10 protein-coding genes are annotated in these 16,068 nt (G+C 33.3%); 9 read left to right on the top strand and 1 reads right to left on the bottom strand.

Features of this window, described 5'->3' with window-relative positions:
* The first annotated feature begins 178 nt into the window (after window positions 1–178).
* The 4 genes from ACFCYN_RS05215 (at window position 179) to ACFCYN_RS05200 (ending at window position 7,257) form a co-directional block, all read left to right on the top strand.
* On the top strand, window positions 179–2,194 hold the full coding sequence (locus ACFCYN_RS05215; RefSeq protein ID WP_375947976.1) for an Ig-like domain-containing protein: 2,016 nt from the start codon (window positions 179–181) through the stop codon (window positions 2,192–2,194).
* 437 nt (window positions 2,195–2,631) lie between these two features.
* Window positions 2,632–3,465 (top strand): BglG family transcription antiterminator LicT, encoded by an 834-nt coding sequence (gene licT / locus ACFCYN_RS05210; protein ID WP_172446830.1) that lies wholly within the window; start codon window positions 2,632–2,634, stop codon window positions 3,463–3,465.
* Between the two features lie 399 nt (window positions 3,466–3,864).
* Complete coding sequence (locus tag ACFCYN_RS05205) at window positions 3,865–5,730, top strand: beta-glucoside-specific PTS transporter subunit IIABC (protein ID WP_172446831.1); 1,866 nt, start codon at window positions 3,865–3,867, stop codon at window positions 5,728–5,730.
* A gap of 81 nt (window positions 5,731–5,811) precedes the next feature.
* Window positions 5,812–7,257, top strand: coding sequence for a glycoside hydrolase family 1 protein (locus ACFCYN_RS05200; protein WP_375947973.1), 1,446 nt, complete (start codon window positions 5,812–5,814; stop codon window positions 7,255–7,257).
* A gap of 233 nt (window positions 7,258–7,490) precedes the next feature.
* Here the strand turns inward: ACFCYN_RS05200 and ACFCYN_RS05195 are convergent, their stop codons facing one another.
* Window positions 7,491–8,924, bottom strand: coding sequence for an amino acid permease (locus tag ACFCYN_RS05195; RefSeq protein WP_172446832.1), 1,434 nt, complete (start codon window positions 8,922–8,924; stop codon window positions 7,491–7,493).
* A 500-nt stretch (window positions 8,925–9,424) separates the two neighbouring features.
* Here ACFCYN_RS05195 and ACFCYN_RS05190 point away from each other — a divergent pair, with 500 nt between their 5' ends.
* The 5 genes from ACFCYN_RS05190 to ACFCYN_RS05170 all read left to right on the top strand — a co-directional run bounded on the left by ACFCYN_RS05190 (window position 9,425) and on the right by ACFCYN_RS05170 (window position 15,613).
* The gene (locus ACFCYN_RS05190; protein WP_375947971.1) at window positions 9,425–10,762 is read left to right on the top strand and encodes an APC family permease; all 1,338 of its coding nucleotides are present in this window, start codon (window positions 9,425–9,427) and stop codon (window positions 10,760–10,762) included.
* Between the two features lie 589 nt (window positions 10,763–11,351).
* Window positions 11,352–12,650, top strand: coding sequence for a Glu/Leu/Phe/Val family dehydrogenase (locus tag ACFCYN_RS05185; protein WP_172446833.1), 1,299 nt, complete (start codon window positions 11,352–11,354; stop codon window positions 12,648–12,650).
* Between the two features lie 18 nt (window positions 12,651–12,668).
* The gene (locus ACFCYN_RS05180; RefSeq protein WP_172446834.1) at window positions 12,669–12,953 is read left to right on the top strand and encodes an SAV0927 family protein; all 285 of its coding nucleotides are present in this window, start codon (window positions 12,669–12,671) and stop codon (window positions 12,951–12,953) included.
* Window positions 12,954–12,989: 36 nt separating this feature from the next.
* Window positions 12,990–13,238 (top strand): biotin/lipoyl attachment domain-containing protein, encoded by a 249-nt coding sequence (locus ACFCYN_RS05175; protein WP_172446835.1) that lies wholly within the window; start codon window positions 12,990–12,992, stop codon window positions 13,236–13,238.
* Window positions 13,239–13,480: 242 nt separating this feature from the next.
* The gene (locus ACFCYN_RS05170) at window positions 13,481–15,613 is read left to right on the top strand and encodes a sigma 54-interacting transcriptional regulator (protein WP_172446836.1); all 2,133 of its coding nucleotides are present in this window, start codon (window positions 13,481–13,483) and stop codon (window positions 15,611–15,613) included.
* Window positions 15,614–16,068 lie beyond the last annotated feature (455 nt).

The following is a 16,068-nucleotide window of genomic DNA, read 5'->3' as shown; positions in this document are numbered from 1 at the left end:
TAATAAATAGATTGGAGATGTAATTCGCAACTAGAATTTACATCTCTTTTTTTATTACAAAAATATTACAAAATTTACCTTTGGAGTTTAAATGTGTAACATTTATAATATAATTTGGATGGTTAAAAAAATTATAAATTTTCTGTCTTAAACAGTTAACATTAGGGGGATTTTTAAAGTGAAGAATCAAGTTCTATCTGTTCGAAAGGTTTTATCTGCTTCTCTTGTGGCGACATTATTAGCAACAACATCGGTGGGTTCATCTGCTTATGCAGCATCAAAAAAAGTTTACGCTACTAGAGCTGTAAATACTTTTGAAAGCGCTGGCATGCCTAAGAAATCATCTGATGAAAAAAGAATTGCATCATTAGAATCTTCGGCAAAAAAAGAAGTAGCAAAATTAGGGAAGAATTATCGTACTTTAAAAGGGAGATTAACGAATCGAATTACAACTCAACACAATAAGGTAGTAGCTTATGAGGCTTCAGAAGATAAAGTAGAAAAAAATGCAACGAATGCACTTAAAGTATTCCAATCATTTGAAGGGAAAGTAACAGCTAAAACAACAAGTAGTGAAGTGACTGCTCAATATAACACAGCTTTAAAGATTATTAATAGCTTAAAATATTCAGATGTGAAAGCTTCATACATCTCAAAGCTAAATGCTACAAAAACTAAAATAAATGCAAAAATTGCTGGTTTACAAGTTGCTAGCATCAGTAAAGTTAATGACATTACAGTTTATGAAGGTAATAAAGTAACCCTTCCAAAAACAGTAGAAGTAAAACTAGTTAACGGCCAGAAATTAACTAAATCAGTTGTTTGGAACACAAATGGCGTAAACTTTAGTAAAGCTGGAATTTATACTATTACAGGTACTGTAACTGATGTTAATAAGAAGGTAACAGTGAAAGTGACTGTTTCTGCACCGGTTAAAGTTTCGAACCCTACAGAATTCGTACAAACACAAGATTTCGGCTATTGGGAAGATGCAGGTGAAGGTCGCGCAGCATACAATGTAGGATTTAAATTGAATTTAGCTAAATTACCATACATAAAAATTAAAGAAATTCAGATTTCATTAGTAGATAAAAACGGAAAAACGATAGCATCTAGAACGGCTACTGGAAGTCAAATTTTAAAATTACAATCAGATGATCAAACATATGGTGGACTTGATGGACAGTTAAGTGCAGCGTTTACCCAAAGAGACGCAGCAGCAACAAATGAATGGTGGACAAGTACGGCATTTGACTTCTCAACACCAGCTAAAGCAGTCATTACAATTAAGGATACAGAAAATAAGCTTTATTCAGTTGAAAACAACAATCCAACAGGAATACCTACAGGACCAGTAGCGAATTCAGAGAGCTTCGTTCAAACGCAAGACTTTGGCTATTGGGAAGATGCGGGTAATGGCCGCCCAGCATATAATGTGGGATTTAAGTTAGATTTAGCGAAACTACCATATAATATGATTAAAGAAATCAATGTAGCTTTAGTTGATCAAGACGGGAAAACTTTAGCGCAAAGAACGGCTACTGGAAATCAAATTAAACAATTACAAGCAGATGATGTAACATATGGTGGACTTGATGGACAGTTAAGTGCAGCGTTTATTCAAAGAGATGATGCAGCAGCAAACGGATGGTGGACAAGCTCAGCTTATGATTTTACAGAACCAACAAAAGCAGTGATTACAATAAAAGATAAAGATAATAAAATTTATTTAGTTGAAAATAACAATCCAACTGGAATACATACAGGACCAGTAGCGAATTCAGAAAGCTTCGTTCAACCACAAGATTTTGGTTATTGGAATAACTATGATGGAAAAGGTAATTCAGCATACAATGTAGGATTTAAACTAGATTTATCAAAATTACCATATAATATGATTAAAGAAATAAAAATTATGCTTGAAGATGAAAATGGTAATAGTATTGCGACTAAAACAGCAACAGGAAATCAAATTCTGAAGCTGCAAGCAGATGATGTAACATATGGTGGACTTGATGGACAATTAAGCACAGCGTTTATCAAGCAAGAGGCAGCAGCGACAAGTGAGTGGTGGACAAGTTCAACTTACGATTTTTCTGTACCAAAAAAAGTAGTGATTCAAATTACTGATAAAGATCAAAAGAAATATGTAGTTGAAAATAGTAATCCTACTGGAGTTCCAGTATTAGAATAGGATAAGATAATTCGTAAGACCCACTAGGTAAAAAGTATAAATATTCAAAAATACAAATCTATAAAAGTTGGAGAATAATAGAGTACTGTTTATTCTCTAATTCCTAATTATGGCTTTTATTGGTAAAGTAGACTAGTTAAAAATACCCTAGTATTCAAGGGGGAGAAGGATTATTTCCTCTCTTGGAATCAAAAAATAAAAAATATCTTGTTTATATATACAATATTTTTTATAATTATTTTTATCTTATAAATAATAGGATTGTTACTGTTAAGCAGGCAAAACCTAAATAATCAATGTCTTAGTGTAGATATTGGTTATTTAGGTTATTTTTATTTATAGATGATGATGTAGTAAAATTGACCTGTAAAAAGGGAAGATATAGTATAGATAATAAATGGTTTAGCAAACAATCCGTCACAAGAGGGGTGAGATAGATGATAATCCATAAAGTAATTAACAACAATGTAGTAAGTGTTTTAAACGAACAAAATAAAGAAATGGTTGTGATGGGACGAGGGCTTGCTTTTAAGAAAAAACCAGGCGATCTAGTTGATGAGCAATTGATTGAAAAGGTTTTCAAACTAGAAAATAAGGACTTATCGGAGCATTTTAAAAAATTACTTGAAGAAATTCCTTTAAAATATATGGATCTATCTGATGAAATTATCAGTTTTGCAAAAGAAACATTAGGAAAAAAATTAAATGAGAGCATTTATGTATCACTAACTGATCATATCCATTTTGCATTACACAGACAAAAAAATGGAATGGAAATTAAGAATCCTTTACTTTGGGAAGTCAAACGACTTTATAAAGAAGAATTTGTGGTAGGTAAACACGCACTAAATATTATTGAGCAAAAAACGGGTATTCGCTTACCAGAGGATGAGGCAGGTTTTATTGCTTTGCATGTGGTAAATGCGGAATTGAATGAGGAAATGACGAACATTGTAAATATTACAAAGTTTATTCAAGAAATCCTTACAGTTGTTAAATACCATTTTAAAATTGAATTCGATGAGGAATCACTAAACTATTATCGATTTATCACTCATCTTAAATTCTTTGCTCAAAGAATCTTTAGTAAAACTTATTTAAATAATGAAGAGGACTTTTTATTTAATACGATTAAAGAGAAATATAAAGATGCTTCTAACTGTACAGAAAAGATTACGGATTTTGTATTGAAAAAATATGAATATGAATTAAGTACGGAAGAAAAGCTTTATCTTACAATTCACATTGCTCGTGTTGTAAATCGAAATTAATTTTACTGAAAGCGTTGACATGATTAATATACAATGATAATATTAAGGTATCAATTAAATACATCTGATAGGATTGTTACTGGTCGTGCAGGCAAAACCTAAATTGTCGTTTCTAATGTTATTTTAGAGACGTACAGTTTAGGTTTTTTGTTTTCTTGAGCCACTTTTGATCCGGACAAAGGCAGTCAGGAAGGCCAGTTTGCTTAATAATTGTATTTGATTTAAAATTTAATAATTTATTTCAGGATTGTTACTGATCATGCAGGCAAAACCTAAATTACAAGTGCGTATGAACTTTATTATACGCGAGTAGTTTAGGTTTTTTATTTTTCTACAATAACAATTCAGAAGAGATATTCATTGTTTTTGGAATTTTCCGTAACTTGAGGAGGGGTATTTATGGATTATAAAAAAACGGCTAGTGAGATAATCGAATTAGTTGGTGGAGAAAAAAATATATCGAATTTGATTCACTGTATCACAAGACTACGATTCAATTTAAATGACGAAAGCATTGCTGAAAAAAACAAAGCTAAACTAGAAGCAGTTAATGGAGTCATGGGTGTAAATAAAAGCGGAACTCAGTTTCAAGTAATCATCGGAAACGATGTTGTAAAAGTATTTAATGAAATTAATAAGATCGCCAATATTAACACGAGCAATTCAAGCGGTGGTAATAAGAAAAAAGGAAATGTTTTAGGAAGTATCTTTGATGTAATTTCTGGAACATTCGCTCCAATATTACCTGCAATTACTGGTGCAGGTATGATCAAAGCCATTCTTGCTATTCTTTTGACATTCCATTGGATTTCAGACAAAAGCCAAGCATATACAATAATGAATGCAATTGGAGATGGAGCGTTCTACTTCATACCATTCTTAGTAGCATTTAGTGCAGCGAAAAAATTTGGTTCTAATCAATTTGTTGCAGTGTCCATAGCAGGAGCTTTGATGCACCCAACAATTACAGCGTTATTAAGTGCTGGGAAACCAGTACACTTTATCGGTCTTCCTGTAACAGCGGTAACATATGCATCATCTGTTATACCGATCTTATTAGCAGTTTGGATCGCTTCTTATGTTGAAAAGTGGACTGATCGTGTAACGCCAAGCATGGTCAAATTAATTATCGTACCAACTGTTACTTTACTAATCATGGTACCAATTACATTAATTGCTGTTGGACCACTTGGTGTAATTATTGGTGGCGGACTTTCTAAAGGGGTAACATTCCTATATGCCCATACTGGAATCTTTGCTGGTCTTCTACTTGGAGGTACATTCTCTTTAATCGTTATGACTGGTATGCATTACGCGTTTTTACCAATCGTAGTTGGAAACTTAAGTACAAAAGGATACGACACAATTCTACCTGCAATGTTTATGGCTAATATGGGTCAAGCAGGTGCGGCTTTTGCAGTATTCTTAAAATCGAAAAATAAATCATTTAAATCATTAGCTTTATCGGTTAGTATGACAGCTTTAATGGGTGTTACAGAACCTGCTATGTATGGTGTAAATATGAGACTTAAAAAGCCGTTCATTGGGGCTTTAGTCGGTGGAGCTTTAGGTGGAGCGTATTACGCATTAATGTCTGTTAAATTATTCGTTATTCCGAGTAATGCTGGTCTTCCTGGTATTCCATTCTTTATTGGGTCAACATTTGTTTATGCTTTAATTGGTTTACCAATCGCATTCATTGGTGGCACGATTGCTGCTTACTTTATCGGATTTGAAGATGTGGAAGAAGCACAAGATGATAAAAAAGAAGTAAAGGTAGTAAATGAAGTAAAAAAATTAGATAAAGATGCTGTCCACGTGGTAGTAAGCCCGCTTCAAGGAAAAGTTGTACCTTTAACCGAAGTAAATGATGCTGCATTTTCTAGTGAAGCATTAGGTAAAGGGATTGCTATTGAGCCTCAAGAAGGAAAAGTTGTTTCTCCTGTTAATGGGGTCGTTACAACATTATTTAAAACAAAACATGCAATTGGCATTACTTCAGAAGATGGAATTGAAATTTTAATTCATGTCGGGATCGACACAGTTAAATTAGATGGAGAATTCTTCACAGCATATATAAATCAAGGTGACAATGTTAAAGCTGGAGACTTACTTGTTGAATTTGATTTAGTAAAAATTAAAGAAGCAGGTTATGAAGTTACAACACCAGTTATTATTACAAACAGTAGAAATTACTCAGAAGTAAATGCTGTAAATAAAGAAAATATTAAAGAAAATGAAACACTTTTAACGATTTGTGGCTAATTAGATAAATGATTCTGACTGGTGAATTTACAATCAGCAGTCAGAATATTTTAATAAAGAATTAATTATGGAGGGGACATTATGACAAATACTAAATATTCATTTCCAGAAGGATTTTTATGGGGAGGAGCAACTGCTGCAAACCAATTAGAAGGTGCTTATCAAGAAGGTGGCAAAGGGTTAAATTTAGCAGACGTTATGCCTGGTGGAAAAGTAAGATTAAAAGTTATACAAGAACCAGGTTTTGATTTTAAAATAAATAATGAAAAATTTGTTTATCCAAATCATGATGGAATTGACTTCTATCATCGCTATAAAGAAGATATTGCACTTTTTGCAGAAATGGGCTTTAAAACTTATCGCATGAGTATTGCATGGAGTCGTATTTTCCCAAAAGGTGATGAATTAGAGCCAAATGAAGAAGGCTTAGCATTCTACGACCGTGTATTTGATGAACTAAAAAAATATAATATTGAACCAGTTGTAACAATTTCTCACTACGAAATTCCTCTGCACTTAATCACAGAATACGGTGGCTGGCGTAACCGTAAAGTAATCGAATTCTTTGATCGTTATGCAAAAACATTATTCGAATACTATAAAAACAAAGTAAAATACTGGTTAACTTTTAATGAAATTAATGGTGCAACACATTTACCAATATTAGGACTTGGTTTTTCTCCTGAAAGTAAAGAAACACAATTACAAGATAGCTTCCAAGGACTACACCACCAATTTGTTGCAAGTGCGTTAGCTGTAAAAGCAGGACACGAGATTATTCCGGATAGCCAAATTGGTTGTATGCTTGTATATGTACCAACTTACACTTACGACTCAAACCCTGAAAATGTAATGTATGCTCTACAAGAGTCTCGCTTGTGGAACAACTACTGTGGTGATGTACAAGTTAGAGGAGCATACCCAGCATTTGCAAAACGCTTCTGGAAAGAGAATGGAATCAACTTAGATATTCAAGACGGTGACTTAGAAATCATTAAAGAAGGATCAGTTGATTTCATTTCACTTAGCTACTACATGTCACGCACTGAGAAAAAACATAAAACGAACGAAGAAAATAGCCAAGGTAATTTAGTTGGCGGTGTAAAGAATCCATTCTTAAAAGAAAGTGATTGGGGATGGGAAATCGACCCAACTGGACTTCGCATTGGATTAAACCAATTATATGATCACTACCAAAAACCACTATTCATCGTAGAAAATGGACTTGGTGCGTACGATCAAATTGAAGAAGACGGTTCGATTAATGATGATTACCGTATCGACTACCTACGCAGCCATATCGAAGCGATTGGAGAAGCAATTGAAGATGGTGTAGAACTAATGGGTTACACTCCATGGGGATGTATTGACCTAGTAAGCGCATCAACAGGAGAAATGTCTAAACGCTACGGTTTCATTTATGTTGACAAGCATGATGATGGAAGCGGATCATTAGAACGCAAAAAGAAAAAATCATTCTCTTGGTACCAAAATGTTATTCAAACAAACGGTGCTCAACTTGATTAATAATTGATAAAGGAAATAACGTACATATTTTTTATGAATATGTACGTTATTTTTCTATTAATCTATTATTTAAAGCATTTTCTTTCATATAACACATAAGAATAGTTGTATTTTACCAAACAAGCTTATGAAAAAGGAAAAATATATCTAACGCATAAGTTCATGAAGTCTAAAAGCCGTTCCCCATAAAGAGGAACGGCTTTAGTCTTGTTAAAACTAAGTTCTCATGTTAATTAAACATCCAAATCCTTCTCCAAATTAATACCAATTTTACCTTCCTTAATTCTAGATCGAAATACAGCCCAATAAATAACAATCCCAGCAAGGAATAAATAAAGTATAACTTTCGTAGTTGGTAAAAAGTCCTTTGGAAGTGTTAAAATGCCAACTTCAAATACTAACCAAATAATCGCAAGAATTGTAACAGGAAGTCGCCATTTTCCTAATTTGAAACCATCCGAATCCGGTAATGTTTTAATTTTAGTAGCATAAGCGACTACAGTTATTAAGTAAATAATGGCTGGAAGTGCCGCAGAAGTACCTATTAATAATGATAGTTTCCCAAAATAGAATACGGCAATTATGCCTAATACAGAAACTAAAATAATAGCATTGTACGGTACATTATGTTTCTGATCTACTTTCTTAAATACATTTGAAGCAAAGAAAACATTATCTCTTGCTAGTGCATAAATAAGACGAGAAGCAGAAGCCATAATAATTAATCCGCAAGCAAAAATGGACACGATTACTAATGCAAGGAAAACGTCTGCAACCGCAGTACCTAGTCGTGATTGTAAAATATCAGAGATAGGAGAAGCAGAAGTCATAATGCTATTAATATCTTTAATGCCTGATGTAACGATAATTAAGAAGATAAAGCCGATTAGCCCCGCTATTAACATTGAGAATACAATAGCTTTAGGTACAGTCTTCTTAGCATCAACAGTTTCCTCAGCTAGATTTGCAGCCGCTTCAAAGCCTACTAATGTATACGAACCCATTACCACAGCTAGTACAAATGCTGTAAAATAGCTGCCATTTGAACCAACTTTGTGAGCAGTATAAGTTAATAATGAAAAATCTGCTCCTTTAAAAAATAAGACAAAGCTTAAAATAATAATAATGCCAATAAATCCAATTACTTCCGTATATACTGCTGAATTGTTTATGATCGTAGCAATTCTTACTCCATAAATATTTAATAAAGCTTGTATAACGATTGTAATTAGTACAACCGTTGTAAGTACAGTAGTTGTACTTTTAATACCGATTAAATCAAGAAAAATAGGCGCAACACCGTAATCAACAGTAGGTACAACAATTATTAAGTAACATAATGCAGCCCAACCCGTAAACCAACCAAATCCCCGATTCGTTAAACGGCTGACCCATTGGTATACGTAGCCACTTAAAGGAATTTTACTTGATAAATCTGCGAAAATTAAAGCTACAAGCAAATGCCCTACCATTACAAATGGCCAAGTCCATATTCCCGCCGGTCCAGCTGCACCTAAAGCAAGACTATAGGAGCTAAAAATACCTGTTGTAATTGAAATAAATGAAAACGCAACTGCAAATGAGCTGAAAAACTTTAAAGAACGCTGTAACTCCTGTTTGTAGCTAAACGATTGTAAAGCATCTGAATCAAAACCTTGTTTACTCATAAATCATCTCCTCCGAATTCGAATTAATTAACTGAATTTTCTTATAATTAAACTTATAGTTAGTCTAGTTTAATAACTAAAAGTTTTATTATTAATAGAAGCTATGTATTTTTAGATTGGTAGTTTATAGTTAGCATAGCAACTTCCGTGCCAGTCCATATAATTGAATAGAATATAGCGGTTCTCATGAAAAGAGAGAGAAGGATTATGAGAGCTTGAATAATATATGCAAGATTGAATAATGGGCAGGTAGGTAGATAAAGTAATTTTCAAAAGATCTAAATCAGTTTCTTCTATTATTACTTAATGCTTTCAGTGTAATATTAAGTGTTTAATTGAACGTTTACATAAAATTAATATTTTGGCATAAAACTTGCAACTTTATAAAATGACTTATTTAAATATTCAAAAAAAGGAGGTTTCTGTCGGAAAAGTAAGAATTATAAGGAAGTAGAAATAAAGGTGTAAGCGCTTAATCTAAAACGAAGGGGATATGATAGGTGGAAAATAAAACACAGTTAAAAAGATCCTTAAAGTTATGGCAAGTAGTTATGATGGGGTTAGCCTATATGACTCCTATGGTTGTTTTCGACACTTTCGGAATTGTATCTCATGTAACTAATGGTCATGTACCAACTGCATATATTGTAGCTTTAATTGGAATGTTATTTACGGCGGTAAGCTATGGTAAACTTGTAAAAGTATTTCCTGATGCTGGCTCTGCTTATACATACACTCAGAAAGCAATTAGTGGTCACTTAGGCTTTCTTGTTGGATGGTCATCATTACTAGATTACTTGTTTTTACCAATGGTAAATGCTTTATTAACTAAAATTTACCTCAATGCACTTTTTCCTAATGTTCCAACTTGGATATGGGTAGTTGGTTTTGTAGGGCTAGTTACATTCTTAAACTTAAGAAGTATAAATATGTTAGCGAATTTCAATACCCTTTTTGTATTAGTACAGCTTGTGATTATGGTTGTCTTTATCGTTCTAGTAATCCAAGGTTTACATCATGGAGAGGGTTATGGTGGATTCAGCGTAAAACCATTATTCAGTGCGGGAATGCATTTTGGCTCATTAGTAACCGGTGCAACAATTCTATGTTTTTCATTTTTGGGATTTGACGCTGTTTCCACTTTATCAGAAGAAGCGATTGATCCAGCAAAAACAATCCCAAAAGCAATTCTTTACACAGCCCTTTGGGGAGGGGTAATCTTTACAGTTACATCATTCTTCATCCAATTATACTATCCTGACATATCTAGATTTAAGCATCCTGATGCTGCATCACCAGAGATTGCGTTATATGTAGGTGGAAAATTATTTCAATCAATCTTCTTATGCATAACATTTATTAATACACTTGCTTCTGCATTGGCATCACATGCGAGTGTATCACGTTTACTATATGTAATGGGACGCGACAAAGTTTTCCCAGATAAATGGTTCGGATTTGTTCATCCGAAATGGAAAACGCCAGCATTTAACGTAATTTTCGTTGGTGTGATCTCGTTGTCAGCAATCTTTTTCAATCTAGTAACAGCCACTTCACTAATTAACTTTGGTGCACTAATGGCATTTACTTTTGTTAATCTATCAGTAATTAATCATTTCTTTATTCGAGGAAAACAGAGATCAATTAAAGGCTACATTTCTTACCTTATCTTGCCTCTAATTGGGGCCGCATCAGTAGCGATCCTTTGGTTTAATATTGAAAAAAGCTCATTAATTATGGGAACAGTGTGGTTCGTCATTGGTTTAGTATATTTAATTTACTTAACGAAAGCATTCCAAATTGCTCCACCTAAATATGAAGAAGAAGCAGCCGTATAATATGCTTCGAAAAGCCACAAGGGAATTGATTTCCTTGTGGCTTTTTTGCGTTTTTCTTTAAAATGAGGTCAAATTTCTCGATAGCCCAATTCCAAATTGATTCGCTTTAACAATTTATCAACGAACTTTGACATAATATCAACGGATTTAAACACTATATCAACGAGCTTTAACATTATATCAACCGAGTTCACAACTTTATCAACAATGTTCAAGTGATGTTCGTATTTTTAATATGAAAATCCAGCATATTGAACTACTTTTGTGTGTTGACCATGTTATGCACAAATGACACATTGTGTTTGCATTTCGCCCCCACCAACGCGTCCACCCAATCAACATCAAGCAATTCAATTCTGAATAATCAATAATGCAAAACTGAATAATTCATGCATCCAAACATATATCCAATAAACAATCAAATTTCATTCTCAAAGAAAATAGTGAATCTTAAAAAATAGATATAGTCCATTAAATGGCTCTCTAATAAGCTTTTGTGAGATATATTACTCGTAAAATGATGAAGTGAATTCAAGTTGGCACAGGAATTGCTATTTAATTTTTAAAAATAACTAATGAGGTGCAGAAGATGAGTTCAAATTTAACTGAAGTAGAGCAAACAGAAAAGATTAGTGAGCAGGTCGAAATAGATGATTCCCTTCAAGAATTTAGAGAAACGTTAAATGAAGCAATTGGCATAATGAACTATCCGAGCCAAGTATTCGAATTTCTTAAAACGCCGATGAGATTTTTAGAATTTAGTATTCCAGTTCAAATGGATAATGGTGAGACGAAAGTATTTCAGGGATATCGTGCTCAGCATAATGATGCACTTGGCCCAACAAAGGGTGGCATTAGATTTCATCCAGATGTTACGCCAGAAGAAGTAAAAGCATTGGCTGGATGGATGAGTTTAAAATGTAGTATTACTGATTTACCATATGGAGGAGCAAAAGGTGGTGTCGTTTGCGATCCAAGACTTTTAAGCATGAATGAGCTTGAAAAGCTAAGTAGGGGTTATGTAAGAGCGGTTAGCCAGATTGTTGGACCTACAAAGGACATTCCGGCACCTGATATGTATACTAACGCGCAAGTGATGGCATGGATGCTTGATGAATATGACCATATTAGAGAATTTGATTCGCCGAGCTTTATTACTGGTAAACCAATTACTTTAGGAGGATCAGTTGGTCGAGAGACAGCAACTTCAAAAGGTGTATTTTATGCCCTTGAGTTAATAAGTGAATTAAAGAATATCGAAATTAAGAATATGAAGGTCATTGTGCAAGGGTTTGGAAATGTTGGTAGTTATTTAGCTCAATATTTATACGAAGCTGGAGCAAAGGTTGTTGGTGTTTCAGATGTTCTTGGTGGCGTTTATGATCCAAAAGGTTTAGACATTCCATATCTTTTAGATAACAGAGATTCATTCGGAGTTGTTTCTAATTTATTTAAAAATGCAATTTCAAATCAAGAATTATTGGAAAAAGAATGTGATGTTTTAATACCAGCGGCAATTAGTGGGGTTATTAATAATCGTAATGCAGATAAATTGAAGTGCAAAATTGTGGTTGAAGCAGCAAATGGACCAACTACGAAAGAAGCTTTAGAAATTCTTGATCAAAAAGAGATTTTAGTTGTACCAGATATTTTAGCTAACTCAGGTGGAGTAGTTGTTTCGTATTTTGAATGGTGTCAAAATATGCAAGGCTATTATTGGGCAGAGAGTACTGTAGATGAACGATTAAAAGAAAAAATGACGGATAGCTTTATGAAAGTTTATAAAACATCACAAAAATATAATGTAAACATGAAAATAGCGGCTTATATTGAAGGGATTCGTAAAATCGCTGAAGCTTGTCGTTTGAGAGGTTGGGTAAAATTCTAAACAAAAGGGGAAATCTAGATGATCGATATTATTTCTGAATCAGCAGAAAGACAGCTTGTGCACCATTATTGTTTATTAACACAGAATAACCGATATGATTTATCGATTGCCTTTTCTAGTCACTTTTACGGAAAGTCAATGGTTACATCACTTCAATCTAGTAAAATGGCGTTATTATGTTTAGAAGATATTGATTCTGAACATTATTGGGCTCCAAAACTCGGAATTGCTGAGGAAGACATTTTAGAAATTCAAAATTTCTTTAGTATGGTTTTACAATCAAAACACATTTGCGAGTTATAATGTAAGGCTTTATTTTTACTAAAAGGAGTGAGCGCTATGTATTATGGAGTCGTCGTCTGTGACTACTATGGAACAGTCGAAGAAGCAGCTATTCAAAAAGATTCGAGAATTTATGAATGGGAACCATTATTTTATATAAAAACATCCGATGGCATTACGAAAGTTATTCATCAAGGAATTAGTGGTGAAATTGTTTCATTAGAGGTAGCAAAAGGAGATCGGGTAGTTCCGGGGATGGTACTAGCGTTTGTTAAAGAGGACTTATTTGTATCAGCTAGCGATTAAAAGATTTGGTTTAGAGGGAAAAGAAATACAGGGGTTGGGGAAGTCAATTTATTTTTCGTGAACAATGAGGTATTTACGACTTAATAATTGCAAAGGGGCGTCTTATGAGACTGCCCTTTCTTTCTGTTTTTAATAATGATATTTAATAGATTAGCAAATTATAATTTTAGATTTTTATGATAAATTTAAAAATTCTGCTAAAATAGGAATGTATATTTGTTTAGACATAAGGGGGGAAAGAAATGCTATCAATAAACGAGAAACAAATTAGACCAGTCATCACATTAGATATCGATCAATTTAAAGAAAACGATGAAATCGATTTATCCAAGATAAATGAACCCTTTTTATTCTTGCGCAAGCAAAATCAAATTTTTGGTTATGTTCAATTAAATGAGATTATTCAAGGAAATGATAAAAAGAAAAATATAGCAATTTCAAAGATTACTAGCTCTTCTCAATCTATTAATAGTGTTTGTAGTGTAAGTGAGCAAATTTCAATAACGGATCTATTTCAAATCATTGGTGAACCAATCTCGATTGTAAAAGAAGATGAAGATATGCCAATAGGTTACATACTTCGTGAAGATATATTGGCCGAGCTTTTCAAACAAGATAATAAAAGTGTAGATTTGTTAAAGAGCATTTTAACATCGATACCGATGGGCACGTTTGTAGTAGATAAAAATAAAGTAATAATTAACTGCAATGATGCTGGGTTAAAAATGATTAAGTCAACATCAGAAAAGGTAATTAATACAAAAGCAGAAGTCATTTTTAGCGGTGAACAAATTGAAAATGTATTTTCTACAGGTAAGACAGTTCTTAATCAGATTCAAATAAATGATGATATGGGAATTCTTGTTGATTATAGCCCGATTTTCGTAGATAACGAGGTTGAAGGTGTTGTTATTGTAGTACAGGATCTTCCAATGGTTGAAGAAATGGCTTCTGAAATCGAATATGTTAAGGATTTAAATAAAGATTTGAATGCCATATTATCAAGTATTTATGATGAAATACTTGTTGTAAATCATAAAGGTGAGTTAATTCGTTATAGTGAGAATATCATTCCTGGTTTTTGGAATGTAGATTTAAAGGAAATGCTTGGAAAGAGTATTTTAGAATTTGAAAACCAAGGACTTTTTACGCCTTCTGTTACTAAATTAGTTTTAGAAAAAAAGAAAAAAGTATCAATTGTTCAAGAAACAATAAATGGACGTAAAGTACTTGCAGTAGGTAATCCGGTTTTTGACGAGAATATGGAAATTGACCGCATTATTATTGCTTCTAGAGATATTACAGAAACTTCACGACTTAAAACAGAATTAAAAGAAATGAAGAAGATCTCTGAGCAATATAAAAGGGAACTTGAAGATATTAAAAGCAAGGACAGTTTTGTTAAAAAACTGATTTATTGTAGTCCTAAAATGGAGCAAATCATCAATCAAGCAAAAAAAATTGCTGATTTTTCTTCTACTGTTTTACTACATGGGGAATCCGGGGTAGGTAAGGAAGTAATTGCACAGGCTATTCATCAACTAGGAAATCGTTCCTCTAAATCATTCTTAAAGTTAAACTGTGGTGCAATACCTGAAAATCTTTTAGAAAGTGAACTCTTTGGTTATGTTAAAGGGGCTTTTACGGGAGCAGATCAAAATAAGGATGGCTATTTTAAACAAGCTGATGATGGTGTTTTATTTTTAGATGAGATTGGTGAAATGCCATTGCATTTACAAGTTAAATTGCTTCGAGTTCTTCAAGAGCAAGAAGTAATTCCGGTTGGTAGTACAAAGCCAATTAAAGTTAATGTTCAAATTATCGCAGCGACAAATAAAAGATTAGAAAAAATGGTTCAGGATGGTACATTTAGAGAGGATTTATATTACCGTTTAAACGTGATCCCTCTTAACATTCCGCCATTAAGGGAAAGACTTGAAGATATTTCATTACTGGCTTTCCATTTCTTACAGCAATTAAATGAAAAATATAATAAGAGTTTTCACCTAACACCAGATGCAATTAATGTTTTAGAATTTTACTCATGGCCAGGTAATGTCAGAGAACTTCAAAACATTATTGAAAGATTAGTCGTTTCTGCAGAAGATCAAATTATTAATGCAGAGGATGTTAATCAGTTCTTGCCAAATAGCTATGACTTTAATAAATCAAAACCAGTCATTAATAAGGTAATTCCTTTACAAGAGGCAATTGATTACGTAGAGGAGCAACTTATTGTACTTGCGATGAAGCAATATAAAACAACAACAAAAGCTGCGCAGGTTTTAGGGATCAGTCAATCTTCTGTTAGCCGTAAGTATCAAAAAATAATGAATGAAAAAAATTTAAATAATGATTTTATGTCATTTAAGTGAGTGAGTTTTAAGAGTGTAGAGAAATCCTTAACGATTTCTCTACACTCTTATTTATTTACGAAGTAACTTCAGAGGAGGTTATGAGCCAATAAAACATAGCCACCCGTGATAACGGGTGGTTTGCTCTACGACTATTTGTGCATAAATAGGTGGCTTTTGTCCATAAACCAGTGAGTTTTGTGCATAAACTAGTTGATTTTGTTCATAAACCACAGGCTTTCGTTCATAAAGGCCTTTCCACGCTGAATTATGATGGCAATCCGATGAAAAACATGAGGATATATGTCCGCCGTTGATTAAGGTGTGTTGTATTTGCTAGATTATTACTGTCTTTTGTCATAAAAATCCATCCGTATGCTGCTATTTTGGTTGGAGAACCAAAAATAGTTTAGCACCTCGGGGAAATTTTTTAATACTACGCTGTAAGCTTTTTAGAACCCTAGGCCTAGCCTAGG

The organism is Gottfriedia sp. NPDC056225 (genome assembly GCF_042267765.1).
Classification (GTDB): Bacteria; Bacillota; Bacilli; order Bacillales; family Bacillaceae_G; genus Gottfriedia.
Note: the sequence above shows the minus strand (reverse complement) of the source record. Positions and strands in the feature narration are given on the sequence as shown.

What these genes read in the sequence shown, in the direction of transcription:
- ACFCYN_RS05175 (WP_172446835.1), top strand. Translation starts at nt 12,990, where the DNA reads ATGTATTATGGAGTCGTCGTCTGTGACTACTATGGAACAGTCGAAGAA.
- ACFCYN_RS05185 (WP_172446833.1), top strand. Translation starts at nt 11,352, where the DNA reads ATGAGTTCAAATTTAACTGAAGTAGAGCAAACAGAAAAGATTAGTGAG.
- ACFCYN_RS05170 (WP_172446836.1), top strand. Translation starts at nt 13,481, where the DNA reads ATGCTATCAATAAACGAGAAACAAATTAGACCAGTCATCACATTAGAT.
- ACFCYN_RS05195 (WP_172446832.1), bottom strand. Translation starts at nt 8,924, where the DNA reads ATGAGTAAACAAGGTTTTGATTCAGATGCTTTACAATCGTTTAGCTAC.
- ACFCYN_RS05180 (WP_172446834.1), top strand. Translation starts at nt 12,669, where the DNA reads ATGATCGATATTATTTCTGAATCAGCAGAAAGACAGCTTGTGCACCAT.
- ACFCYN_RS05205 (WP_172446831.1), top strand. Translation starts at nt 3,865, where the DNA reads ATGGATTATAAAAAAACGGCTAGTGAGATAATCGAATTAGTTGGTGGA.
- licT (WP_172446830.1), top strand. Translation starts at nt 2,632, where the DNA reads ATGATAATCCATAAAGTAATTAACAACAATGTAGTAAGTGTTTTAAAC.
- ACFCYN_RS05200 (WP_375947973.1), top strand. Translation starts at nt 5,812, where the DNA reads ATGACAAATACTAAATATTCATTTCCAGAAGGATTTTTATGGGGAGGA.